We start from the raw sequence: 23,429 nt of genomic DNA, 5'->3' as shown, positions 1-23,429 counted from the left end.
TTCTCAGGCTGTTTCTTTTTTGACAGAACGTGCATTCGCAAGAATTCGGTGCTAAAATAAGGGTACTTCATCCTGGAAAGGAGCAGAATGTTGACTGATCTAACCTTTATTCATGCGGCAGATCTTCATCTTGACAGCCCGTTTTACGGGATATCGCATCTGCCGGAGCCGATTTTTGCCCGGATTAAAGAAAGCACGTTTGCAAGCGTGAGACATATGATAGACGCCGCAGTGAGAGAGCACGTTGATTTCATTTTGCTGGCGGGAGATCTGTTTGATGAAGCCAATCGAAGCTTAAAGGCTCAGCTCTTTTTGAAAAAACAGTTTGAAAGACTCAGAGAGTGCGGGATTTCGGTATACGTCATCTTTGGGAATCACGATCATCTTGGCGGGGAGTGGACACCGATTGAATGGCCTGAGAATGTCCATATTTTTTCGTCCGCTGTTCCAGAAGAAAAATCGTTTTTTAAAGAAGGCAGGCGCATAGCAAGCATTTACGGCTTCAGCTATCAAGCCAGAGCAGTGACGGAAAACCAAGCCGCCCGCTATCGGAGATCAACTGACGCACCGTTTCATATCGGCATGCTCCACGGCACGCTGTCAGGATCTGAAGGACACGATCCGTATTGCCCGTTTACACATGACGACCTCGTGAAAAGCGGGATGGATTATTGGGCGCTTGGCCATATACATAAACGCCAGGTTCTATCTGCCGAGCATCCGGCAGTCATTTACCCGGGAAACACGCAAGCACGCCATATAAAGGAGGCGGGAGATAAAGGCTATTATCTCGTTCATGTGACAAACGGAGATATATCTTATGAATTTCAGAGAGCGCATGATGTCCTGTGGGAAAAAGCGGCGGTTGATGTGATGGAGGCAAAGAATATGACAGCCCTCTTCCAAATGGTGGAGGACACGTTTTCGAAGCTGCGGAAAAAGGGGAGCCCTGTTTGTGTAAGGCTTGTTTTACAAGGGACGGCGCCGGAATGGCTGCTGGAGGCGCCAAAAGGCACCTTGGATGAGTTTCTTGAAGCTCTTCAGGAACAAGAAGCGGAAGAGGAACATTTCGTTTGGCCTCTTAGATTGGACGATGAGACAGAAAACGAAGCAAACCTAACAAACCTTGATCCTTTTTTTGGCGGTTTATTTGAAGACATTGATCGCAGCGATCTGTCAGACGTGCTGGAAGGGCTTGAGCGGCATCCAGTGTATAGAAGGCACGCGGACCGGTTTAGCCAAGAGGAGGTAAAGGAAATAAAAGAGCAGGCACAGATATTATTGAAAAGACAGCTTAAGGTGCTTGATACATGAGGCGGTGACAGCTTTGCGAATTATATCCTTACATATCTACCAATACGGAAAATTTTCCAATCGGACCTTTGACTTTTCCGCCTCTCCTGTCCAAGTCATCTACGGATTAAATGAGGCAGGAAAAACGACGATGATGTCATTCATTGAAAGCATGCTGTTCGGTTTTCCGAAAACGAAAAAGTATGAACCGAAAACAGGCGGTGTCTACGGCGGTGTTCTTGAAGCTGAACATCCTGAGTATGGGGTGCTGAAGATCGAACGGACGAAAGGGACTGCCGAAAAACTAAGCGTGTACACAGAAAAGGGCGAAGTAAAGCAGGGAGATGTTTTAAAGCAGCTGTTCCAGGGCACAGACAGGTCGTTGTACAAAGCCATATATTCGTTCGACGTATTCGGGCTGCAGGAAATTCACGCCTTTAATCGGGACAAGATAGGGGAATTTTTGCTCTTTTCCAGCTTGTTTGGTGCTGAAGCCGTATCAAAGCTTGATTCAAGGCTGACGAAGGAAAGCGAAAGGCTCTATAAACCAAATGGGCGAAACCCTCAATTGAATCAGGAGCTGGAAACGCTTAAGCAGCTGGCAGTGAAGCTAAAACAGGCTGAAGCAGAGGAAGCGGGCTATCATCAGCTTCTCGGGGAAAAACGAATGCTTGAAGCCCGCCTTGCAGCCGCGGAAACCGAATTGAAAGAGACGGCGGGACATATCCGAATGATTGAGGGAGCGATTGAGCGAAAACCATTGCTAAATGAAAAAGCGACACTCGAACAGGTGATTGCAGAATTTCCGGAACATGCAGGACAATTTCCAGCTGACGGCCTGCATCAGCTGGAAAAAAATGAATCCCATCTTCACCCGAAATCAGCACAGCTTGAGGCGCTTCGGGTGAAGATGGCGGAGTTGGACAAACAGAGGCAAAAGCTTATCCCCGATAAAGAACTATTGGCGAAAGAAACGCTGATACAAGAGCTTTCGGCAGCGTTTCATATGTACCAATCCTGGGGAGAACAACTGGCAGCCATTCAGGCACAGCTGCGCCAGACGTCTGCGCAGACAGCGGCAGGGCTGGAACAGCTCAATAAAACGGATGAAAATGAGCTCCTGAATATGAACACCTCATATGATTATGAATGGCAGCTTCAGCAAGCGGTGCAGCAATATGTACAGGCAAGAGACAGAAAACGGCAGCTTGACGAGACATTTGAACTTGCCCGGCAAGAGCTGGAAGACACGGAAAAGGCCGTTCGTGCCGCTTCGTCCGCGATTCTTGAAGATAGCCAAAGAAAAGATAAAGAAGCTGCTCTTAGAGCATATGATGAAACACAGGGGCAGCACCAAGAGCAAGCGAAGCTCAGAGAACAGCTAACGTTTTTTGAAAGACAGCAGGCTAAACAGAAAAAGACTGTCATTGCAGCTGGTATGTTGTTCATCGTTCTCTTTTCTCTGCTGCAGCAATGGATTCCCGCCATAAGTTTCGGCGCTGCACTTATTGTGTATTGGCTTGTATCAGGAAAATCGTCTTCTCGAAACAGCCGAGAGACAAGACAGCCCATGACGGATATTTCACCAGCAGAAGCTGAAATGCTTAGAGAAGCGTTATGGGAGAATGACCGCAATAAGCAGCACCTTCTCACACAGCGTGCAGCGCTCCAGCAAAAAGAGGCGGCGTATGAAAGGGTCATCCAGCAGTTTGAACAGTGGGAAGCCGAAATGGCGCCGTCCTTTACACAGGTTGAGCGTTTTATGAATGAGCTCGGATTTAAGGAAGATCCATCATTTTTGCTTGATGCATACAGCTTAATGAAGGATGTTAAAAAAGAAGTGAAGAAAAAGCATGAGCTGACCATTGAAGCAGGCAGGCTGAAAAAGCACCGGAGAACATTCGAAGAACGCGTCAGTATGCTTCTTCCCGTGAATCAGAGTCAGGATATCTCCATTTCGGACGCCCTTCACACATTGCGGAAAAACATTGAACGTGAAAAAGAAATTGAGAAGCAAAAAAAGGAAATTGAAACAGATATTCATTATACAAAGGAACAGATGCTTGAACTTGAGCAAGAAATACAGTATTTCCACGCACAGATCGAACAGTTATTTGTCGCGGCTGCTGCAAAAGACAGAGATGCGTTTTTTGCCATAGCCGACATCAGCAGGCAATTGAAGGATACGGAGAACAAGCTTCATCACGTAAACGCACAGCTTCAAGGCGGGTACCCGGAGGAACTTGAACTGGCGGATTCCAATACGCTTTCTGAATTGAAAGATAAGCAATTTGTTGAGAATGAAAGAAAAGAGCGGCTGACTGAGGAGATCGAGCAGCTCCGCAGCCAAATCGCACTGCTCTCAGTCAAACAGGAACAATTAGAGGCTTCGGGATTGGTCTCAGACCTCAAGCTTCAAACCGAAATGCAAAAAGAACGTGTAAAAGAAACGGCTAAAAAATGGGCCTCGATACAAATGGTCAAACAGGTGATCAGAAACAAATTGGAGCGGCATAAAAAAATCGAGCTTCCGCGCCTTCTAGAGACGGCAGGAGAATTCTTCCGCCCTCTGACTGACGGAAACTACCAAACCATTTATTTTTCCGAAACGGATGATTCGATCATGGTTATGCATCGCGATGGAACTGTCTATCATGCGGAAGAGCTGTCACAAGGGACGTGTGAACAGCTGTATACAGCGATCCGATTTGCTTTGGCCGTTACGCGCCAGGGTGGGTCAAAGCTTCCGTTCCAGCTTGACGACAGTTTTGTTCATTTTGATCAGGAAAGGCTGAAACGTGTATTACATGTTCTGTATGATTTATCTGAAGGCGGTAGGCAGATTTTGTATTTTACATGCCATGAGCACGTAAAAGATGCATTTCATAGCAGCCAAATCATCCATTTGGTGTCATAAAAGAGGTTCTATAGCTGAAAATCGGTATGTGATATACTGGTATTATGTAAGATACGGAGGGAGCTTTAATAGAATGGCTAAAGGGATTATGCTACATGAGGTTGGCGAACAGGTGGACCAGTATCTATTGATTAAATCCTCGACGAAAGGGATTGCAAGCAATGGAAAACCGTTTTTGACGCTGATGCTGCAAGACCAGTCAGGCGATATTGAAGCGAAGCTGTGGGATGCCAAGCAAAGTGATGAAGTGACCTATGCGCCGCAGACGATTGTCAAGGTCGTCGGCGATGTTCATCATTATCGCGGGCGCACCCAGCTGAAGCTAAGAAATATCAGACCGGTAAGCGAGCAAGAAAACGTCAATATAGATGATTTTTTAGAAACCGCACCGATTCCGAAAAATGAAATGATGGATACCATCACTCAATATATATTTGAAATGAAAAATCCGAATATCCAGCGAATCACAAGGTTTTTGGTTAAAAAACACGAAGCTGAGTTTATGGATTATCCGGCGGCTACGAAAAACCACCATGAGTTTGTCTCAGGTTTGGCGTATCATGTTGTCTCTATGCTGAACCTGGCGAAGGCAATAGCAGATTTATATCCTTCTCTTGATCGTGATCTGCTTTACGCCGGTGTCATCCTGCATGATCTTGGAAAAGTGAAGGAGCTGTCCGGCCCTGTTTCCACTTCATATACGGTTGAAGGCAATTTGCTTGGCCATATTTCCATCATGGTGACAGAGCTTTCAAAAGCGGCTGAGGAGCTTCAAATCGATTCTGAAGAGGTGTTAATTCTTCAGCATTTGATTTTGAGTCACCACGGCAAAGCAGAATGGGGCAGCCCGAAACCACCGATGGTGAAAGAAGCGGAAATTCTTCACTATATAGACAATCTGGATGCAAAAATGAATATGATGGACAGAGCGCTTGAGCGCGTGAAGCCTGGCGAGTATACTGAACGTGTATTTGCACTGGAAAACCGTTCCTTTTATAAACCGACATTTCATAAATAACGTAAAAAGGACTGATGCTGACATATTCAGCTCAGTCCTTTTTGATGCGTCTTTCTCGCACATAACTCGTCTCATTCCCGCATATGGTTAAGAATAAAGAATCTATGCAAAGGGGGAGGAGCCCGTGTTATTTTTTCCATGGTGGGTGTATCTTTGTATTGTAGGCATCATTTTCAGCGCATATAAACTTGTGGCGGCAGCCAAAGAGGAAGAAAAAGTAGACCAGGCTTTTATTGAAAAAGAAGGGCAGATTTATATGGAGAGGATGGAAAAGGAGCGAGAACGCCGCAGTTCTCAGCAGCATGAAGAAGAAAATCAAAACCATTCCATCGCATAAAAAAAGCTGTGCGGCTCAATGAGCCTGCACAGCTTTTTTATTATTTGGAACTGCTTGAAGATGAAGAAGTGCTGTTGCTTGTTGAAGATGTATTAAATGTGTCTTTCAGATCCTTATCTTTTACTTCGATGTCAGCCTTCTTCATGACTTTTTGAACAGCTTCCTGAACGGCATTGCTGTCATTTAGTTTTTGTTCAAGCACTTCAGATTTCAGTTCTTTTTTCATATCATCGTATTTGCCGCGTTCTTCTGTCTTTTTAATGATGTGGTAGCCGTATTGCGTTTTGACAGGATCACTGACTTCACCCGTTTTTAATTTGAATGCAACTTTGCTGAAATCAGCTATCATACCGTCTTTTGCGAACCAACCAAGATCCCCGCCTTTTGAAGCAGAGCTGTCTGTTGAGTATTCTTTCGCAAGGTCTTCAAACTTCTCGCCTTTTTTCAGCTTTTTCTCTACTTCTTCAGCTGTCTTTTTATCAGCAACAAGGATGTGGCTTGCACGGATTTTGCCTTTTAAGCCTTCCCAGTACTCTTTGATATCGGCGTCTGTTACTTTGATGTTATCTTTAGCCGCTTTTTGTGTCAGCAATTCATATTTTACTTGTTCTTTTAGGTAATCCTTGCCATATTGCTTTTCGAGGGCAGTATATTGATCGCCAAGCTGCGTTTTGTATTCTTTCAGCTTGTTGTCAATTTCTTTATCCGAAACTTTATACTTCTTGTCCAATACTTTTTCTTGCACTAGCTGTGTCAGTACGCTTGCGCCAGCTGTTTTCTTCATGTTTGTGTAAAGCTCGCCTTTTGTGACATCGCCTGCGTCAGTTTTTGCGATGACTTCTTTGTCGCCGCTGCTGCATGCACTGAGAGCGAGGATGCTTGTAGCAGTGATAGCTGCTATTGCGATTTTCTTCATTGTTTTCAAACACTCCTAATCATTCCAAATTAAATTACCTATGCGTATCATAACATATTGTGGCTTTCTGTAAAAAGATTTTAAATAAAGGGCATTCGTCTAGTCAAACTTTTGCTGATGACATACTTATATATTGATCAAGAAAAGGAGGTATGTAACATGAGCGGAGGATACTCTAACGGATTCGCGTTGCTCGTAGTACTGTTCATTTTGCTTATCATCGTAGGTGCAGCTTACATCTACTAAGCAGACCGAGGATCGCTTGCAACATAAGCGATCCTTTATTTTCACTAGCGCCTAATCGTTTCAAACATGAATTGCATAACATGTAATTGGTAAATAAAGCTTATTACAGGAGGTGCTTTTTAAGATGGGTGAAGTATTTGCAGGCGGATTCGCTTTATTGGTTGTGTTATTTATTTTATTGATTATCATCGGCGCTTCTTGGCTGTACTAATCAACATAAAAAAGCATAGCTGCTTAATCAGCAGCTATGCTTTCTTTCGTATTTACACTGTAAAGGAGATCTCCACAAACGAAGAGATCAGTAAAATTAATATAGATACATTAATAAATCGGAATACCTTATCTTGCCGCTCTTCAGGAATCTCTCTGACAAGGCATAATGTATTGGTGAGCCTGTTTATGAAATATAAAATAAACACGGCAGCCACGATAAAATAGAATAAAATGATGGGAGATTCCCCCTCTCTCTGAACTGTCCCATATTACATTACCAAATATTTATTAAAAAAGATAGAATGCAAATTGAAAAATCGCCACCAGCACCAGGGTTTGACTACTTTTCAACAAGAATATCCAAGCCGTCAGCTTCCTGATCAATAAAAGCGGTTTTCGGTGCTTTTATCAGCTTGAGAGCCAGCAGGAAATCAGGCAGACAGTAGCCGGCGTGAATGCCCGAGATCATGCAAAAATAATGAGCGTGATTCGGAAATGCCAGTGCTGCGTAAAACAATACCGGTGTAATCAGCAAGAACGGGCTGACGAGTGAAATCAGCATTGTTGTTTTTGGTATACGTTTCCATGTGCGCATGCGCAATATGTAAAACTTTTTTTCTATTTTTCTTTTTTTGCAGATGATTGGCAGGACATGGATGACTTTATGTACAAATAAAATAACGACGAGCAAACCGCCGAATAAAGATACATATTCATCGCTTAAGCTTGTGCCAGGCCGCAGCAGCTCAAAAGCTAAAAAGGTAGATATAAAAACCAAAATCATAAAACATACAGCAGTTAATATTATGCGAACGGCGCCATAATCCTTCATGAGATTTATGGTCTTCCAGCAATTCATCAAAGTCATCCTTCCATACATCTTGAATAGAATCTCAAAATAATTTACTCCTCCCAAGAGAAAAAATCAATGCTTTTTTAAGAAAAAATATCATCCGGCAGGTATTTTTTTGAAACAAGCAAACAAACTGCGAAATATGGGGTTAGAACTTTCTTCTCAGTGAATTATCAGCTAAAATAAGATTAAAGATAGAAAGAAGTGGTGTGGATGGATTCGATGGATCATCGCATTGAGCGATTAGAATATTACATACAATTATTAGTGAAAACAGTAGATATGGACAGGTACCCCTTCTATGCGCTTCTCATTGACAAAGGGCTGAGCAAGGAAGAAGGGGAAGCGGTTATGAGGATATGCGATGAATTGTCGGAAGAGCTGGCAACACAAAAAGCGCAAGGATTTGTAACCTTTGATAAGCTCCTTGCGCTTTTTGCCGGACAGCTGAATGAAAAATTAGATGTTCATGAAACGATTTTTGCCCTGTATGAGCAGGGGCATTATCAAGAGCTGATGGAAGTCTTTATCGACATCATGAAGCATTTTGATTAACTGTTTACAGGTTCGAGCTCTTCAGCCGGTTCATCCGCCGCACTGTCCTTTGCTTTTTTCTTCAATTTTCCGTTTACGCTTTCAAAGTCATTGTCAATATTGGTGAGTGACGTTTCGAAAATTTCCATAAAATCATCGCCGTAGATATGGCGTATCATACACATCATTTCTGCCACTTCAGGAAATTTTCCGAATAAATGATACAAAGGCTGTGACCCTTTAAAAACAGCGTTGCGTGTCGGATCAAATTCCTCAAGCAAGCTCCAGAATACCTCGGTACCTTCCTCAGTCAATTGGACATATGTGTTCCGTTTATCATTCAGCCGTTTGGAGAACCTTAAATATCCCCGTTCTTCCAGCTTTTTTGAAAAGTTGAATGCGGTTGATACGTGCATGACCCCGAACTTCGCGATTTCAGAAATGGAAGCTCCATTCAATTGATACGCAATCCATAAAATATGATGCTCATTAATATTCAGGTCATACGGTTTGAGCCATTGCTGCCAATCCTTCTCGATTGATTTCCAAAGAGCCTTGCTAAGCTGAGCCATTTTCTGGGTGAAGACCAGAGCTTCTTTCACATCATAGGGCGGTTCCACTCGATTCATTACGTCACCTGCTTCTCTTTTTCTTTTTCTCTATTATGCCAATAAAATAAAGATTAATAAAGATGAAAATGTAAGAATTTTTTAATAAATTCACAAACCATTGCGGCGGAAGGGTTTTTCGGCCAAAAAAAATACGGGTCCAATTTTGGCCCGCATTTTTTTCTTTTGAATAGGATATTAGTTTTGTAAGGTTTTCTCCAGCTGTCTGATTTTCTCTTCGATATCAGCAATTTCTTTTTGCAGATCCTGCTGGTGGGGCTTGATCTCTTCCTGCCATTTTTTAATTGACGTTTGGAGCTCGCCGCCCACGTCTTTAATAACATCCGTGCTTTCTTTTGCCGCTTTGATCAGCTGGTCTTTTAAAGCAAGCCCGTCTGACTTTAAGCGTTTGATTGTTTCTTCAAAAGAATCATAATTGGTTTTCATTTTTTCACGCAGCTGCTTTCCTGAGGAAGGTGCAGTAAGAAGAACCGCTGCTCCTCCGATGATGCCGCCTACGAATAGTCCTGTTAATAGAGAACGTCCGCTCGCCATTACAATCACCCCGTCTTTTTCTTCAAATAGGATTCATTCAGCATTTTTCATTTTTGTTGAAAGCCTGAACTTCTATACATAGCTTGCTTTATTTTAGCATATTTTTTAAGTGAAAAGGAGGGAGAAGGTTGTCTGTCTTTTTGATTGTGTTATCCTGCATCACCCTTGCCTTCGCTTCAGGCGCTGTTTACTATATCAGACTTCTCAGCCAGGCTGCTTCTTATCCGCCCAAGAAAGTCATCCGGCAGAAAGCGCTTGTTTGTTCAACCGGAACCGCCTTTACACTATGTCTTATCTTTTTCACAAAACTCCTCGCTTAAAACATGCTGACATGCTGCGAGCGCTCTGTTCAAAAAAACCTCTCCCGGAAGCGGAAGAGGTTTTGTGTGACAATTATTTAGCAGCTTCCATAAAGCTTGAACGTCTTAAAATGGTTTGCACAATCGGATAAATAATGATCATTGAGATTGTATTCAGCACAGCGGCCGGCAGAACAACAGCCGCGAACAATGCGGCGAAACCGCCCGGTAAACCGACGATCAATAAAGCTGACGATAGAAACACAATTCCTGATAAGATGGTCCCGATCACTGTCAGCACAGCGGCTGCACCTGTTTTTCGGCTCTTTCTGAACAAAAGAAACAGGGAGAAGAACAGAAACGCTGATACCGGTTTATCAATGATGTTAGGGATCTGTCCAGCTGGAAACGCGGTTGTAAGCGCGGAAATGATTCCGGTCACGATCCCGATGACGAGTACATTTTGCACCCGCGGGAACAGCAGAATGCCCATGAACATCATGATCAGCATCATATCTGGTTTCATGCCGCCTAAAAAGGGCGGAATAATGGAATGAAGCGCTGCGCCGATTGCGGCAAACAGAGCCATAATGACTAACTCTTTTGTTTTCATAACTATGCTCTCCTCTGCTAAGCTTTTTGCCCTCCAATAATATGCTCATCATTTATTGCGAAGGCTTTACAGAATGTGTTATGCAAACAGTATACCAAACGGACGGTTTGCATAGCCAGACTTTTTACTCATTTTCCTGCTGGAATTTCTTCATGAACGCAGCTAATTTTTCACAGTCTTCGAGAGAGACCGCGTTATAAATAGAAGCGCGGCAGCCTCCCACCGAACGGTGTCCGCCAAGGCCGATCATCTTCGCATCTTTTGCTTTCTGGACGAATGTTTTCGTTAATTCGTCATCCCGAAGCGTGAAGGTGACATTCATGCGTGAGCGGCTGTCCTTTCTGGCATGTCCTTTATAGAAGCCGTTGCTTTCATCAATACAGCTGTAGAGAACCTGCGCTTTTTGTTCATTGCGCTGTTCAACAGCTTCCACACCGCCGTTTTCCTTGAGCCATTCCAGAACGAGGCTCAGCATATAAATCGCAAATGTCGGCGGAGTGTTGTAGAGTGAATCCGCTTTGACATGTGTGGAATATTTCAGGATTTTTGGGACGTTCGCATTTTCATTTTTCAGCCAGTTTTTTTTCATGATGACTACAGTCACGCCGGAAGGGCCGAGGTTCTTTTGGGCGCCTCCGTAGATCACATCAAATTTGGACACATCGATTTTTCTGCTTAAAATATCGCTGGACATGTCGGCTACGAGCGGAATTGGAGAATTCGGAAACTCCTGCCACTGAGTGCCGAAAATTGTATTGTTGGATGTGATATGTAAATATGCGCCGTCTTTTACATCCGTAAGGTCAACCTCAGGAATATAGCTGTAATTGTCTGTTTCACTTGTAGCGGTGATAGACGTGTTCCCGAACAATTTCGTTTCTGTCAGTGCTTTTTCAGACCAAGCGCCTGTCATGACAAAATGTGCGGTTTTTTCAGGTGTTAAAAAGTTCATTGGAAGCATTGAGAATTGAAGGCTTGCCCCGCCTTGAAGAAACAAGATATCGTAATCTTCCGGAATGCCCATCAGTTCGATTAAGAGGCTTTTCGCTTTTTGGTGCACCGCTTCATACTCTTTGCTGCGGTGGGAAAGCTCCATAACAGACATGCCGGATTCGTTAAAATCAATAAATTCTTTCTGTGCTTTTTGCAGAACTTCCAGTGGCAGCGCTGCAGGACCTGCGTTAAAATTCGTTGTACGTTCCATTATGATCTCTCCCTGTTTTCCACGTTAATGTATAAAATAATACAATTATCCTATCACAAAAATTCAGTTTTTTGATAAAAAATTAGAATTATCAAAAGAAATTGACGGATGTTTGCGAAATGTTCACAAAATAAAATAACCTCATCTTATGATGAGGCCAGGCGTTTTGCGATAGAGGAAGAGATGTTCTGCAGATCTTCCGGTTTATAATCATCAGCATGCGTTTTCCAAACCGCTCCGAATCCATCTCCTTTTCCGTAGCGAGGGATAATATGCATATGGTAGTGGAACACAGATTGTCCAGCTTTTTCGCCGTTATTGTTCAGCGTATTTAAGCCGATCGGTTCAAATTCATCCCGGATAGCGCGGGCGATTTTTGGAACAGCATGGAAATATTGTTTTGCTAATTCATCTGTAAATTCATATACATTCTCAATATGTGTTTTCGGAATGACAAGCGTATGGCCTTTTGTCACTTGGCTGATATCAAGAAAGGCAAGTACATGTTCATCTTCATACACCTTCGCGGATGGAATGTCGCCGGCAATAATTTTACAAAAGATACAATTCTCTGCACAATGCATGAGGGTTCCTCCTTATGAAATTGTTTAGTATGTATACACTCATCGTACCACAGAAATGCAGAAAATAGAAAACAGGATGAACGGCGAGCGTTCACCCTGAATGCAGAGGAAGAGCTTATATGAAGAAAATGTGTTATGCCTTTGGTAAGCACCTCATTTGTCAATAAAATGAAGACTTGTTTAATGCCTAACGATTCCTGCGATAAACACCTCATTTGACAATTTGCTTCATACATGAAGAATTCATCAATTCAGTGAAGAGAAATGGTTTGAGCATTGGACATGTTTATTTTCTATCCAACTGTTTCTAAGACGTCTTTGACAAACACCTCATTTTTCAGTTGATATGCTTTTCCTCTACAACTATTATGATGTCCAGAACCTGTCTCTTTATGACAGCAAATTCATCATTTGTTAAAAGGGAATTGTTTCAAATCAGGCCTTGTTTTTGGTACTATGAAGAAAAACACTATAAGGGGAGAAACTATGTCTCTGCTATCGGTAAAAGACTTGACCGGCGGATATACAAGGAATCCGGTTTTAAAAAACGTATCATTCACCCTTGAACCGAATCAAATTGTTGGCTTAATCGGGCTGAATGGTGCTGGTAAAAGTACAACAATCAGACACATCATCGGGCTGATGGACCCGCATAAAGGTTCAATCGAATTAAACGGTAAAACGTTTGCTGAGGATCCGGAAGGCTACCGTTCACAATTTACCTATATACCTGAAACACCTGTTTTATACGAAGAATTGACGCTGATGGAGCATCTTGAACTAACAGCCATGGCATATGGACTGTCAAAAGAAACGATGGAGAAAAGGCTGCCTCCGCTTTTAAAGGAATTCCGAATGGAAAAGAGGCTGAAGTGGTTCCCGGCCCATTTTTCTAAAGGAATGAAGCAGAAGGTTATGATTATGTGCGCATTTTTGGCAGAGCCTGCGCTCTACATTATTGATGAGCCTTTTCTAGGGCTTGATCCGCTTGCCATTAACGCGCTGCTTGAGCGGATGAATGAAGCGAAAAAGGGCGGGGCGAGCGTGCTGATGTCAACGCACATTTTGGCAACGGCAGAACGCTATTGCGATTCGTTTATTATTTTACATAACGGCGAGGTGCGGGCGCGCGGCACGCTGTCAGAGCTCAGAGAGCAGTTTGGAATGAAGGACGCGGCGCTGGACGATTTGTATCTTGAGCTTACAAAGGAAGACGCTGGCCATGAATAATATGCTTGATATTTGGCAGTCGCGGCTGCAGGAGCATATCAAAGAAACAAGAACATACATGAAATATATGCTCAATGATCACCTCGTCATTGTTTTGATTTTTTTTCTAGCGGGCGCTGCAAGCTGGTACAGCAAATGGATACGGGACATTCCCGCTCACTTTCCGTCCTTTTGGGTGATGGCCGTGCTGTTTTCGCTCGTGTTGACAAGCTCTTATGTGCGAACGCTTTTGAAGGAGGCTGACCTTGTTTTCTTATTGCCTCTTGAAGCAAAAATGGAGCCTTACTTGAAGCAGGCGTTTGTCTACAGCTATGTGTCTCAGCTGTTTCCGCTTATTGCGCTGAGCATCGTTGCGATGCCGCTTTATTTCGCAGTCACACCGGGGGCTTCGCTCGTATCGTATGCCGCGGTCTTTGTCCAACTGTTGCTGCTGAAAGCGTGGAATCAGGTAATGGAATGGCGCACGACTTTCCAAAACGACCGCAGCATGAAACGGATGGACGTCATCATTCGCTTTGCGGCGAATACACTCGTTCTTTATTTTGTTTTCCAATCTGTTTATATGTATGCGCTTCTCGTCTATGTCATTATGGCTGTTCTTTATCTGTATATGTCTTCCGCAGCAAAACGGAAAACATTTAAATGGGAAAGCCATATTGAGTCCGAATTGAGACGAAAGCAGCGTTTCTATCGGATTGCCAACCTGTTTACTGATGTGCCGCATTTGCGAAAGCAAGCCAAACGAAGAGCTTATCTCGACTTTTTGCTGCGGCTTGTGCCGTTTGAACAGCGCAAAACATTTGCCTATATGTTCACCCGCGCCTTTTTGCGTTCGAGTGATTATTTGGGCATTCTTGTCAGATTAACGATCGTTTTCGCGCTGATCATTATGTATGTCTCAGCTAGCCCGCTGATTGCAGCGGTTTTGACTGTGTTTGCCATTTTCATTACGGGCATTCAGCTTCTGCCGCTCTTCGGCCACTTTGACCATCTGGCGCTTCAAGAGCTGTACCCTGTGAAAAAAGAAACAAAGCTGAAAAGCTATTTCTCTCTATTAAAAACTGCACTTAGTATTCAAGCGCTGCTGATGTCTGTTGCATCTGCCTATGCAGCCGGCTTGACCGGTTTTCTGTACGCGCTAATCGGTTCTGCCGTTCTGATTTTTGTTGTTTTGCCTGCTTATATGACAACCAGGCTGAAAAAGCACGGAAAGCTGTGAACTGAAAAGAGGTAATCAAATGACAGATAATCAGCTGCTGATGCAGGAAGCTTTGGAATGGAAAATGCATTTTTTGCGAAAGGATTCCATGTTTGAACGCTTTTCGAAGCGTGTCCAGACGAAGGTGAATGAACGGATTCCTGAAAAAATCCATACGGTCGTCACCGATAGTGTAAGAAAAATGGTAGAAGCGACAATGGCCGGCTCCAATATCATCACTTATAAAAAGGATACAAGTGCACTGTCGCTCAGTGAAAAAAACGAATTGGCGAAAAAAACGATTATTTCTTATCAGAAGGTGGCGGCTGCTGAGGGAGTCGGAACCGGAGCGGGCGGCATTTTTTTAGGCATTGCTGATTTTCCGCTGCTGCTTTCAATTAAGATGAAGTGTTTATTTACCTTGTCTTCCATTTACGGCTTTGATGTGAAGGATGCACAAGAAAGGATGTTTTTGCTGCTCGTGTTTCAGCTTGCATTTTCGAGTGACGATGGCCGTAAATCGCTTTTTTCTGTCATCGAAAATTGGGAGACGGAGAAAAAGAGCATCGACTGGAGAGTGTTCCAGCAGGAATATCGCGATTATATCGACGTCGTGAAGCTTTTTCAGCTTTTGCCGGGCGTAGGAGCGGCAGTCGGCGGAATTGCCAATTATAAGCTGCTTGCTCAGCTTGGAGAAACGGCAAGACATGTTTTTCATCTGAGGATATTAAAGGAAACAGCCGGAGAATAAACACTCCGGCTGTTTTTTTATAGCTGATGATAGGTGATCGCAGCGCCGGCAAGGACCTTGGCCGCTGTCAGCATGGCTTTTTCGTTGATATCAAATTTCGGATGGTGGTGGGAATAAACTCGATCTGGCTGTTCGGGAGCTGCACCTGTAAAGAAAAAAGTGCCTTTCACGTTTTGTAAGTAATAAGCAAAATCCTCGCCGCCCATTTGCGGTTCACCGTCAATGACCTGCTGAACGCCCTCGGTATTCTTTGCGGTGCTCACCAAGTGGCTCGTTTCGGCAGGATGGTTCACAACCGCCGGATAACCCTGTTCATAGGTGTACTCATAGGACGCGCCGTGCATGCTGCATATTCCTTTTACAACCGCTTCAATTTCTTTCTCCAGAATGTCCCGGACATTTTCATCAAAAGAACGCGCTGTGCCGATGAGTACTGCTTGGTCTGCGATGACATTAAACGGATTGTCGGCGATGAAGGAGCCTGTCGAAATGACGGCGGATTGAATCGGATTGACTTTGCGGCTGACAATGTGCTGCAAAGAGGAAACGATTTGCGAACCGATCAGGACGGCGTCTTTAGTATCATGCGGATGAGCGCCGTGGCCGCCCTTTCCGAAGACTTTAATCGTAAATCGGTCTGCCGCCGCCATTACGGCGCCGGGGCGGCAGAGAATAGTTCCGAGCGGCTCAGTTGCCCAAAGATGAGTGCCGAATATCACATCCGTGTTTTCTAGACAGCCGTCATCGATCATTGGCTTTGCGCCTCCCGGATAATATTCTTCTGCATGCTGGTGGATCATCACAAATGTTCCCTTCAGTTCATGTCTGTTTTGGTGAAGGACCTTGGCCACTGCGAGAAGAGCTGCGGTGTGGCCGTCGTGGCCGCATGCATGCATGACACCAGGCACTTTGGAGGCGTAAGGGACATCTTTTTCATCTTGAATGGGGAGAGCGTCAAAGTCGGCCCTCAAAGCGACTGTAGGGCCGGGTTCGCTTCCTTCTATATATGCTAAAACCCCTCTGCCGCCAACGTTTGTGCGGATTGGGACTCCTAACGATTCATAATAGGAAGCAATAAATGCGGCGGTTTTTTCTTCTTGAAATGAAAGCTCAGGATACATATGAAAATGGCGCCTGATCTCAACCATTTCTTCAAAACAGCTGTCGAGCTGTTTGTTTATCTCTTTCTGCAGTGTGGATATGGACAAAGCCGCTTCCCCCTTTTCTATGTTTTCCATGATTGTATAGAAAAAGTCTGAATATTTCAACTCGTGCTGTTTTAAAGCATCATCACAGCTGCGAGGGTTGTCACCAAAAGGCCAATCGCGACGGGAATGAAGTTTTTTCTGGCAAGCTCAAAAGGATCAACTTTGCAAATGGCCGCCGCGGGAATCAACGCCCATGGGACCAGTGTTCCTCCGCCCACCCAGATGGCAGAGATTTGTCCGAGCGCGGTCAGAACGGCGGGATCGGCATGGAGAGCGGACGAAAAGAGCTTTGCGATGGAGCCGGCGAGAGAAATGCCAGAAAATCCTGAGCCGTCAAGGCCTGTTATGGCTCCAGCGGCAGTTAATGCAGCGGCGGCAAGCTCCTTTGACATAGGCATCATATGGGATAAAGCAATGCCAAGATCGTTGACAATGCCGTGGGAACCTTTAGGGAGTGAAGTGCCCAGTATGCTCTCATAGCCTGAGTCGCCAAGATAAAAGAAAGCGGCAATCGGGATGACGGGGCCGAAAACCTTAAAACCGAACTTAAATCCGTCAATAAAATAGCCGGTGATTTTTTCAAGCCCTTTATGCTTATACACGAAAAAATGAACGGTAAGGAGGATACAGATTGCAGACCCGCCAATTAACGCGGTGGCATCATTTCCTTGTAGGTTAAACAAGAGCATGCAGGCGATATCTGCAAGAAAGGCAAGCGGAATCAAAAAAGCCAGTATGGACCGCAGGCGTTTTGGCAAGTACAGCGAGTGGTCTTGTTCGCCGGAAAGAACGGGGGAAAAAGAAGCGGGATGCTCCTGTTTTTTGCGTTCGCGCTGAATCATGATAAAGGCAGCGGTTGTTGTTGTCACACCCATAATCAGCACAAGCGGAATGCTGGCCGAGACGACATCACCGACTGGAATGCCTGCTGCATCTGCAGTCAGCTTTGGCGCCGCCTGAATGACAAAGTCTCCTGACAGGGCAAAACCGTGTCCGAATAAGTTCATGGCCATGGCCGCGGCAAGAGGCGTCAAACCGGCACGTGCGGCTGCGGGGAGCAGGACGGCGCCGATTAAAGCGACACCCGGAGAAGGCCAGAAGAAGAGAGAAATGGCGAACATCAGGCCCCCAATCAGCCAATAGGCAGTCACAGGCCCTCTCACAAGGCTTGCAAAGGGAGAAATCATCGCTTCATTTATCCCTGTTTTTGTTAACAAATCACTCATTGAAACGATAAAGCAAATGATGAAAATCGTGGGCAGCAGTTCGCCGGCCGCATAGATAAAGCTGTGGAATAAACTGCTGACAGAAGCTGAAAGTGAATGGCTGGCCCATAGCGATATGATAAAAATGCCGAATAGAGAAATAAATGTCGTGTCTTTTCTCAGCAGCATAAATAGGATAATTGCACCGATAAAAAACACATACAGAACATGGACAGACAAAATCCCGACTTCCATCATCGATCACTCCTTCCGCTTACAGATTATTCATAGGCGGGCGGAAGGTGCCGGGACAGAGGGGAGGGTTATGATGGAAGATGAACATTGATCTGTTTCAGCTGCTCAATCAGATGATGCCTTAATACTCTATTCGCTTTTTGCAGATGTTTTGGGAAGCATTCAGGAGAAAAAATGACGCACCCTTCAGCAAGCCAGTTTTTTCTATAGGCGATGATGCTTTCCGATGGCTCTAAATATGAATCATCCTCGTGCTGCATCTCGTAATCATCAAATCCGAACTGAAAACAGCAGCACGGGCAGATTTCATGAGAATGATTGCCTTCATGATCATATGGCGGTTCAGCCAATCCCTTAAACCCGCAGACTGGGCAAGTATGCTTCATTTTGCTTTCCTCCCAATAAAATAAGCTGCCGGACATGCCGGCAGCTATTCGACAGCGAAATATGTGGTGACATAGGAAGGCCGGGAGAAGATCGACGTTGTGTCAATTCCGGCAGATGTATCGCGTTTTTTGTGGGCTTCTTTGTAAGAACCGGACTGCTGCCAGTCTTGAAAGGCGCTTTCCGTTTCCCACAAGGTCAGAATGACATAGGTGTCACTGTCAAGCGGACGGAGCACTCGAATTGCTTCAAAGCCAGGCTCGTTTTCGACTTTTCCCGCTCTGTTTTTAAATCTGTTTTCAAACAGCGGACGCCCTTCCTGAGTAACGGCAATATTGTTCAATACTGCAAAACCGGGATGTTTGATCTCTCCGACTTGGTCAATGACTTCATAAGCGTGTGGTGCCTGGAAAACGGTATCTCCGTTTGTTTCATGAATTAAAATGGCGTTTTCCTGCCCCTGCATCAAAAGGATATTTTCTGAGGGATGCTTCTGTACGATCGTTTTTAAAAAATCGGCTGTCCCATATGTAATATAAACCTTCATATCAGCCACCTCCTGCTTGCTAGTATATCAAAACAATGGTATAAGTTTCTATTGGCGAGTGCTTCGAACATAATTCCAAACAATTTTTCCCATACTACCTTTAGAAAGGCGAGGTGAGTTCATGTTTAAGATAAAGAAAAAGAAACTTTTTATACCTATCATTATTTTAGTGTTAACTGCTTTTCTCGCTTTAATAGGATATATTTCAATTATTTTTCTCGGCCATTATGTCATAGATGAAAAAAAGCTTATTCTTCATGCTTCTTCAAAAATTGTTGATCAAAACGGAGATGAGGTTGCAAGCCTGTATACAGAAAATCGCGAGCCGGTCTCGATCAATGAGATTCCAAAGCAGGTCAGAGAAGCGTTTATCGCTGTTGAGGATAAAAGGTTCTATGAGCATCACGGCATTGATGCAAAATCTGTCGGAAGGGCAGTGTATCGCGATATATTAGCAGGCGGAAAGGTGGAAGGCGGAAGCACGATCACCCAGCAGCTTGCCAAAAATATTTTTCTGACACATGACAAAACGTTTCTAAGAAAAACAAAAGAAGTGATCATTGCGATCAATCTTGAACGGGATTACAGCAAGGACAAGCTGCTTGAAATGTATTTAAACCAGCTTTACTTCGGACACGGGGTTTACGGCATACAAGCGGCGTCCCACTATTATTTTAATAAAGAAGTAAAAGATTTGACTGTATCTGAAGGCGCTGTTTTGGCCGCTATTCCGAAGGCGCCTTCTACGTACTCTCCAATTTTGCACCCTGATAAAAATAAGGAGCGGCGTGATACAATTCTAGGTATGATGAATGACCAAGGCTATATCAGTGCGAAAGAGGCTGTCACCGCACAGGGCCGAACGCTTGGACTGCACGTGAAGAAACAGTCGGAAACACCTTGGTTTGACAGCTACATTGACCTTGTGATCAAAGAGGCGGAAGACAAGTATTCCATTTCCGGAGAGCAGCTTCTTCAAGGCGGATACACGATCAAGGTGCCGCTCGATTCGAAGCTGCAGAAGACGGCTTACCAGGTGATGAAAGAGGGAAGCTATTATCCCGGAACAGATCAGAATGCCGAGGGAAGCGCGGTCTTTATTAATAACAAGACAGGCGGTGTAGAAGCGGCCATCGGCGGAAGGGATTACACATCCAAAGGATATAACCGTGTCACAGCTGTCCGCCAGCCGGGTTCCACATTTAAGCCGCTTGCTGTATACGGACCGGCGATGCAGGAAAAGAAATTTAAGCCATATTCTCTATTGAAGGATGAGTTGCAGTCCTACGGAGATTATACGCCGAAAAACTACGACAGCCGGTATGAGGGCGAAGTCACTATGTCTGACGCCATTACGTACAGCAAAAACGCGCCGGCTGTCTGGACGCTGAATGAGATCGGCGTCGAAACAGGAAAATCTTATTTGAAAGCAAACGGCATTGATATCCCTGATGAAGGACTTGCTCTCGCTCTAGGCGGCTTGGAAAAAGGCGTTTCGCCGCTCCAGCTTGCCGGCGCGTTTCATACATTTGCCGCGAATGGAACGTATACGGAACCCTTCTTTATCTCGAGCATAATAGATGAAGACGGAGAAACAATAGCCGATCATAAAGAGGAAGGAAAGCGGGTTTTCAGCAAGCAGACGTCTTGGAATATGACGAGAATGTTGCAGCAGGTAGTCAAAAAGGGAACGGCCACGTCCGGCACCTATCACGGCGACCTGGCGGGAAAAACAGGTTCTACATCTTATACAGGCGTCTCCGGCGCGACAAAGGACGCCTGGTTTGCAGGCTATACGCCGAAAATAACCGGGGCAGTCTGGATGGGCTATGACAAAACGGATCAAAACCATTATTTGAAAGCCGGGAGCTCATACCCGACGCGGCTGTTTAAGGATATTTTGACACAGGCAGGAGAAACCGGTCATGTGTTCACAAAGCCTAAAAACGTTAAAGAACTGGAAAGCCCGATTGAGCTGAAGCCGATCAAAACACTCACAGCCGATTACACATTTAAAGCTGCGGTGCTCTTTACCATTGAATTAAAGTGGGACGCTCAAGAGGATGATCGGGCCGTATACAGAATTTATGTAAACAAGGACGGCGAGGAGACGCTTCTTGATTCGGTTGAAGGGAAGGGAAGCTATGAAATTCCTTATGCCAACTTATTTTCGGGCGCGTCTTATAAAATTGTGCCTTATAATACACAGACAAAAAGAGAAGGGGAAGGAACCGATTACGTTCAGCCAAAATTGTTTTCCTCTTAATGGAATTCGGCGATTTTTTGAACTTTGAGCTACATTTCTATACCATTTGCCTAAAACAAGGTATAGTGTAATAAGTCAAGAAATACGAACGTATGGTTGCCGTATGAAAGGTGGAAATCAGATGAGTAAACGAGAAACGTTTAACGAGACGTTTTTAAAAGCTGCGCGGGGAGAAAAAGCGGATCACACGCCTGTGTGGTATATGAGGCAAGCAGGGCGCTCACAGCCGGAATACCGCAAGCTGAAGGAAAAGTACGGATTGTTTGAGATTACCCATCAGCCCGAACTTTGTGCGTATGTCACAAGACTGCCGGTTGAGCAATACGGAGTCGATGCTGCAATCCTTTATAAAGATATCATGACGCCGCTGCCGTCAATCGGTGTGGATGTTGAAATCAAAAACGGGATCGGTCCTGTGATTGATCAGCCAATCCGGTCTCTGGCGGACATTGAAAAACTCGGCCAAATTGATCCGGAACAGGACGTGCCGTACGTGCTTGAGACAATTAAACTGCTTGTCAATGAGCAGCTGAACGTCCCGCTCATCGGTTTCTCAGGTGCGCCTTTTACGCTTGCAAGCTATATGATCGAAGGCGGCCCGTCGAAAAACTACAATAAAACAAAAGCCTTCATGTACAGCATGCCGGATGCATGGAATCTGCTGATGTCCAAGCTTGCCGACATGATCATCGTGTACGTGAAAGCGCAGATTAAGGCAGGCGCAAAAGCGATTCAAATCTTTGATTCGTGGGTCGGCGCGCTGAATCAGGCAGATTACAGAACATACATCAAACCCGTGATGAACCGGATCTTTTCAGAGCTCGCAGAAGAGAATGTGCCGCTGATCATGTTTGGCGTCGGCGCAAGCCATCTCGCAGGTGATTGGCATGACCTTCCTCTCGATGTTGTCGGGCTTGACTGGAGACTCGGCATTGATGAAGCCAGATCAAAAGGAATTACTAAAACAGTGCAGGGCAACCTGGACCCGTCCATTTTGCTTGCGCCATGGGAAGTCATTGAGAAGAAAACGAAGGAAATACTTGATCAGGGTATGAAATCAGACGGCTTCATTTTCAATCTTGGCCATGGGGTATTTCCTGATGTCAGTCCCGAGGTTTTGAAAAAACTGACAGCATTTGTCCATGAATATTCACAAAACAAAAAAATGGGTCAATATTCCTAAGCATATCTTTTGGTATCTTAATGATATCCTGTCAAAATGTTTGTATCAGATCATTAAAGAGGGTGTAAACAGTGAGTAGAAAGAAAATGGGGCTTCTCGTGATGGCGTACGGCACGCCTTATAAGGAAGAAGATATTGAACGTTATTATACACATATCAGAAGAGGCAGAAAGCCTGAACCTGAAATGCTTCAAGATTTGAAAGACAGATACGAAGCGATTGGCGGCATTTCACCGCTTGCCAAAATCACAGAAGAGCAGGCGCATAATCTGGAACAGCACTTGAATGAAATTCAGGATGAGATTACGTTTAAAGCGTATATCGGACTGAAGCATATCGAGCCGTTTATTGAAGACGCCGTAGCAGAGATGCATAAGGATGGCATTACAGAAGCAGTCAGCATCGTGCTGGCGCCGCATTTCTCCACGTTCAGCGTTCAGTCCTACAACAAACGCGCCAAAGAAGAGGCTGAAAAACTCGGCGGCTTAACGATTACGTCAGTTGAAAGCTGGTACGATGAACCGAAGTTCGTGAAATATTGGGTTGACCGAGTGAAGGAAACATATGCGTCAATGCCTGAGGATGAAAGAGAAAACGCAATGCTCATCGTATCCGCACACAGCCTGCCGGAAAAAATCAAAGAATTTGGAGACCCGTACCCGGACCAGCTGCATGAATCGGCGAAATTAATTGCTGAAGGCGCAGGCGTTTCCGAATATGCTGTCGGCTGGCAAAGTGAAGGGAACACGCCTGATCCTTGGCTCGGACCCGATGTTCAGGATTTAACACGTGATTTATTCGAACAAAAAGGCTATCAAGCATTTGTATATGTTCCTGTTGGATTTGTCGCGGATCACTTAGAAGTGCTTTATGATAATGATTATGAATGCAAAGTGGTTACTGACGATATCGGCGCAAGCTATTACCGGCCGGAAATGCCAAATGCCAAGCCTGAATTTATTGATGCTTTGGCAACAGTCGTATTAAAAAAATTAGGACGTTAAAGAAGGCG

The 23,429-nt window shown here is 44.6% G+C and carries 25 protein-coding genes and 1 pseudogene; 14 read left to right on the top strand and 12 right to left on the bottom strand.

Annotation, left to right across the window (positions count from 1 at the left end):
• The first annotated feature begins 87 nt into the window (after positions 1-87).
• The 4 genes from M1D94_RS15920 to yhaL all read left to right on the top strand — a co-directional run bounded on the left by M1D94_RS15920 (position 88) and on the right by yhaL (position 5,565).
• Positions 88-1,314: a metallophosphoesterase family protein gene (locus M1D94_RS15920; protein WP_456270285.1), complete on the top strand. Its 1,227-nt coding sequence runs from the start codon at positions 88-90 to the stop codon at positions 1,312-1,314.
• A 4-nt stretch (positions 1,315-1,318) separates the two neighbouring features.
• Positions 1,319-4,210 (top strand): DNA repair/recombination ATPase SbcE, encoded by a 2,892-nt coding sequence (sbcE, locus tag M1D94_RS15915; RefSeq protein WP_456270284.1) that lies wholly within the window; start codon positions 1,319-1,321, stop codon positions 4,208-4,210.
• A gap of 73 nt (positions 4,211-4,283) precedes the next feature.
• Positions 4,284-5,228 carry a 3'-5' exoribonuclease YhaM gene (gene yhaM, locus M1D94_RS15910; protein ID WP_003245698.1) on the top strand — a complete coding sequence of 315 codons (945 nt, stop codon included), beginning with the start codon at positions 4,284-4,286 and terminating at the stop codon, positions 5,226-5,228.
• 124 nt (positions 5,229-5,352) lie between these two features.
• Positions 5,353-5,565, top strand: coding sequence for a sporulation protein YhaL (gene yhaL / locus M1D94_RS15905; RefSeq protein WP_003233252.1), 213 nt, complete (start codon positions 5,353-5,355; stop codon positions 5,563-5,565).
• A 40-nt stretch (positions 5,566-5,605) separates the two neighbouring features.
• Here yhaL and prsA read toward each other — a convergent pair whose 3' ends face one another.
• The gene (prsA, locus tag M1D94_RS15900) at positions 5,606-6,481 is read right to left on the bottom strand and encodes a peptidylprolyl isomerase PrsA (RefSeq protein WP_040083568.1); all 876 of its coding nucleotides are present in this window, start codon (positions 6,479-6,481) and stop codon (positions 5,606-5,608) included.
• 159 nt (positions 6,482-6,640) lie between these two features.
• Here prsA and yhzE1 point away from each other — a divergent pair, with 159 nt between their 5' ends.
• Positions 6,641-6,727, top strand: a complete 87-nt coding sequence (yhzE1, locus tag M1D94_RS15895) for a sporulation protein YhzE1 (protein ID WP_003327753.1) — start codon at positions 6,641-6,643, stop codon at positions 6,725-6,727.
• Between the two features lie 124 nt (positions 6,728-6,851).
• A complete protein-coding gene (yhzE2, locus tag M1D94_RS15890; RefSeq protein ID WP_003155248.1) occupies positions 6,852-6,938 on the top strand; it encodes a sporulation protein YhzE2 in 87 nt (28 codons plus the stop codon).
• Between the two features lie 52 nt (positions 6,939-6,990).
• Here yhzE2 and M1D94_RS15885 read toward each other — a convergent pair whose 3' ends face one another.
• Positions 6,991-7,173 carry a hypothetical protein gene (locus M1D94_RS15885; protein WP_024571667.1) on the bottom strand — a complete coding sequence of 61 codons (183 nt, stop codon included), beginning with the start codon at positions 7,171-7,173 and terminating at the stop codon, positions 6,991-6,993.
• 107 nt (positions 7,174-7,280) lie between these two features.
• Positions 7,281-7,799, bottom strand: a complete 519-nt coding sequence (locus M1D94_RS15880; protein ID WP_003245590.1) for a DUF3267 domain-containing protein — start codon at positions 7,797-7,799, stop codon at positions 7,281-7,283.
• 207 nt (positions 7,800-8,006) lie between these two features.
• Here M1D94_RS15880 and M1D94_RS15875 point away from each other — a divergent pair, with 207 nt between their 5' ends.
• Entirely contained in the window at positions 8,007-8,348 is a 342-nt protein-coding gene (locus M1D94_RS15875) for a YhaI family protein (RefSeq protein ID WP_456270283.1), read from the top strand.
• Here M1D94_RS15875 and M1D94_RS15870 read toward each other — a convergent pair.
• On the bottom strand, positions 8,345-8,956 hold the full coding sequence (locus M1D94_RS15870; protein WP_003239501.1) for an HTH-type transcriptional regulator Hpr: 612 nt from the start codon (positions 8,954-8,956) through the stop codon (positions 8,345-8,347). The genes M1D94_RS15875 and M1D94_RS15870 overlap by 4 nt on opposite strands.
• A 177-nt stretch (positions 8,957-9,133) precedes the next feature.
• Positions 9,134-9,490, bottom strand: coding sequence for a YtxH domain-containing protein (locus M1D94_RS15865; protein WP_003245875.1), 357 nt, complete (start codon positions 9,488-9,490; stop codon positions 9,134-9,136).
• 128 nt (positions 9,491-9,618) lie between these two features.
• On the opposite strand from M1D94_RS15865, the gene M1D94_RS15860 reads away from it, so the two are divergent.
• Positions 9,619-9,810: a hypothetical protein gene (locus M1D94_RS15860; RefSeq protein ID WP_014476318.1), complete on the top strand. Its 192-nt coding sequence runs from the start codon at positions 9,619-9,621 to the stop codon at positions 9,808-9,810.
• 73 nt (positions 9,811-9,883) lie between these two features.
• Here M1D94_RS15860 and trpP read toward each other — a convergent pair whose 3' ends face one another.
• From trpP to M1D94_RS15845, 3 genes are all read right to left on the bottom strand, one after another.
• Positions 9,884-10,402: a tryptophan transporter TrpP gene (gene trpP / locus M1D94_RS15855; protein WP_003233236.1), complete on the bottom strand. Its 519-nt coding sequence runs from the start codon at positions 10,400-10,402 to the stop codon at positions 9,884-9,886.
• 124 nt (positions 10,403-10,526) lie between these two features.
• Complete coding sequence (gene serC, locus M1D94_RS15850; protein WP_456270282.1) at positions 10,527-11,606, bottom strand: 3-phosphoserine/phosphohydroxythreonine transaminase; 1,080 nt, start codon at positions 11,604-11,606, stop codon at positions 10,527-10,529.
• Positions 11,607-11,752: 146 nt separating this feature from the next.
• Positions 11,753-12,190, bottom strand: a complete 438-nt coding sequence (locus M1D94_RS15845) for an HIT family protein (protein WP_003233231.1) — start codon at positions 12,188-12,190, stop codon at positions 11,753-11,755.
• Positions 12,191-12,676: 486 nt separating this feature from the next.
• Between M1D94_RS15845 and ecsA the strand changes: the two genes are divergently transcribed.
• From ecsA to M1D94_RS15830, 3 genes are read left to right on the top strand one after another with little or no spacing between them, the layout of a single operon-like run.
• Positions 12,677-13,420: an ABC transporter ATP-binding protein EcsA gene (gene ecsA, locus M1D94_RS15840; protein ID WP_003233230.1), complete on the top strand. Its 744-nt coding sequence runs from the start codon at positions 12,677-12,679 to the stop codon at positions 13,418-13,420.
• Entirely contained in the window at positions 13,413-14,639 is a 1,227-nt protein-coding gene (ecsB, locus tag M1D94_RS15835; protein ID WP_017695369.1) for an ABC transporter permease EcsB, read from the top strand. The genes ecsA and ecsB overlap by 8 nt, the downstream gene beginning before the upstream one ends.
• Positions 14,640-14,658: 19 nt before the next feature.
• On the top strand, positions 14,659-15,369 hold the full coding sequence (locus M1D94_RS15830; RefSeq protein WP_015715605.1) for an EcsC family protein: 711 nt from the start codon (positions 14,659-14,661) through the stop codon (positions 15,367-15,369).
• A 17-nt stretch (positions 15,370-15,386) separates the two neighbouring features.
• On the opposite strand, the gene sndC is transcribed toward M1D94_RS15830, so the two are convergent.
• The 4 genes and pseudogenes from sndC to hmoB all read right to left on the bottom strand — a co-directional run bounded on the left by sndC (position 15,387) and on the right by hmoB (position 18,968).
• A complete protein-coding gene (gene sndC, locus M1D94_RS15825) occupies positions 15,387-16,577 on the bottom strand; it encodes an N-acetyl amino acid acetylase SndC (RefSeq protein WP_015715606.1) in 1,191 nt (396 codons plus the stop codon).
• A 71-nt stretch (positions 16,578-16,648) separates the two neighbouring features.
• Positions 16,649-18,040, bottom strand: coding sequence for a hypothetical protein (locus M1D94_RS15820; RefSeq protein ID WP_076457909.1), 1,392 nt, complete (start codon positions 18,038-18,040; stop codon positions 16,649-16,651).
• Between the two features lie 65 nt (positions 18,041-18,105).
• Positions 18,106-18,423: pseudogene (locus M1D94_RS15815) on the bottom strand (hypothetical protein).
• A 44-nt stretch (positions 18,424-18,467) separates the two neighbouring features.
• A complete protein-coding gene (hmoB, locus tag M1D94_RS15810; protein WP_003244748.1) occupies positions 18,468-18,968 on the bottom strand; it encodes a heme-degrading oxygenase HmoB in 501 nt (166 codons plus the stop codon).
• A gap of 121 nt (positions 18,969-19,089) precedes the next feature.
• Here hmoB and M1D94_RS15805 point away from each other — a divergent pair, with 121 nt between their 5' ends.
• From M1D94_RS15805 to hemH, 3 genes are all read left to right on the top strand, one after another.
• Positions 19,090-21,234 (top strand): transglycosylase domain-containing protein, encoded by a 2,145-nt coding sequence (locus tag M1D94_RS15805; protein ID WP_456270281.1) that lies wholly within the window; start codon positions 19,090-19,092, stop codon positions 21,232-21,234.
• A 121-nt stretch (positions 21,235-21,355) separates the two neighbouring features.
• A complete protein-coding gene (gene hemE / locus M1D94_RS15800; RefSeq protein WP_128740175.1) occupies positions 21,356-22,417 on the top strand; it encodes a uroporphyrinogen decarboxylase in 1,062 nt (353 codons plus the stop codon).
• A gap of 71 nt (positions 22,418-22,488) precedes the next feature.
• Positions 22,489-23,421 carry a ferrochelatase gene (gene hemH, locus M1D94_RS15795; protein WP_014479346.1) on the top strand — a complete coding sequence of 311 codons (933 nt, stop codon included), beginning with the start codon at positions 22,489-22,491 and terminating at the stop codon, positions 23,419-23,421.
• The last annotated feature ends 8 nt before the right edge of the window (positions 23,422-23,429 follow it).

It is taken from the genome of Bacillus sp. JZ109 (assembly GCF_053903135.1).
The sequence above is the reverse complement of the archived record's forward strand: the minus strand, read 5'-3'. Positions and strand labels throughout refer to the sequence as shown.

What these genes read in the sequence shown, in the direction of transcription:
- prsA (WP_040083568.1), bottom strand. Translation starts at nt 6,481, where the DNA reads ATGAAGAAAATCGCAATAGCAGCTATCACTGCTACAAGCATCCTCGCT.
- yhzE2 (WP_003155248.1), top strand. Translation starts at nt 6,852, where the DNA reads ATGGGTGAAGTATTTGCAGGCGGATTCGCTTTATTGGTTGTGTTATTT.
- M1D94_RS15865 (WP_003245875.1), bottom strand. Translation starts at nt 9,490, where the DNA reads ATGGCGAGCGGACGTTCTCTATTAACAGGACTATTCGTAGGCGGCATC.
- M1D94_RS15830 (WP_015715605.1), top strand. Translation starts at nt 14,659, where the DNA reads ATGACAGATAATCAGCTGCTGATGCAGGAAGCTTTGGAATGGAAAATG.
- M1D94_RS15880 (WP_003245590.1), bottom strand. Translation starts at nt 7,799, where the DNA reads ATGAATTGCTGGAAGACCATAAATCTCATGAAGGATTATGGCGCCGTT.
- trpP (WP_003233236.1), bottom strand. Translation starts at nt 10,402, where the DNA reads ATGAAAACAAAAGAGTTAGTCATTATGGCTCTGTTTGCCGCAATCGGC.
- hmoB (WP_003244748.1), bottom strand. Translation starts at nt 18,968, where the DNA reads ATGAAGGTTTATATTACATATGGGACAGCCGATTTTTTAAAAACGATC.
- M1D94_RS15920 (WP_456270285.1), top strand. Translation starts at nt 88, where the DNA reads ATGTTGACTGATCTAACCTTTATTCATGCGGCAGATCTTCATCTTGAC.
- yhaM (WP_003245698.1), top strand. Translation starts at nt 4,284, where the DNA reads ATGGCTAAAGGGATTATGCTACATGAGGTTGGCGAACAGGTGGACCAG.
- ecsB (WP_017695369.1), top strand. Translation starts at nt 13,413, where the DNA reads ATGAATAATATGCTTGATATTTGGCAGTCGCGGCTGCAGGAGCATATC.
- M1D94_RS15820 (WP_076457909.1), bottom strand. Translation starts at nt 18,040, where the DNA reads ATGATGGAAGTCGGGATTTTGTCTGTCCATGTTCTGTATGTGTTTTTT.
- ecsA (WP_003233230.1), top strand. Translation starts at nt 12,677, where the DNA reads ATGTCTCTGCTATCGGTAAAAGACTTGACCGGCGGATATACAAGGAAT.
- M1D94_RS15875 (WP_456270283.1), top strand. Translation starts at nt 8,007, where the DNA reads ATGGATTCGATGGATCATCGCATTGAGCGATTAGAATATTACATACAA.
- serC (WP_456270282.1), bottom strand. Translation starts at nt 11,606, where the DNA reads ATGGAACGTACAACGAATTTTAACGCAGGTCCTGCAGCGCTGCCACTG.
- M1D94_RS15870 (WP_003239501.1), bottom strand. Translation starts at nt 8,956, where the DNA reads ATGAATCGAGTGGAACCGCCCTATGATGTGAAAGAAGCTCTGGTCTTC.
- M1D94_RS15805 (WP_456270281.1), top strand. Translation starts at nt 19,090, where the DNA reads ATGTTTAAGATAAAGAAAAAGAAACTTTTTATACCTATCATTATTTTA.
- hemE (WP_128740175.1), top strand. Translation starts at nt 21,356, where the DNA reads ATGAGTAAACGAGAAACGTTTAACGAGACGTTTTTAAAAGCTGCGCGG.
- M1D94_RS15845 (WP_003233231.1), bottom strand. Translation starts at nt 12,190, where the DNA reads ATGCATTGTGCAGAGAATTGTATCTTTTGTAAAATTATTGCCGGCGAC.
- yhzE1 (WP_003327753.1), top strand. Translation starts at nt 6,641, where the DNA reads ATGAGCGGAGGATACTCTAACGGATTCGCGTTGCTCGTAGTACTGTTC.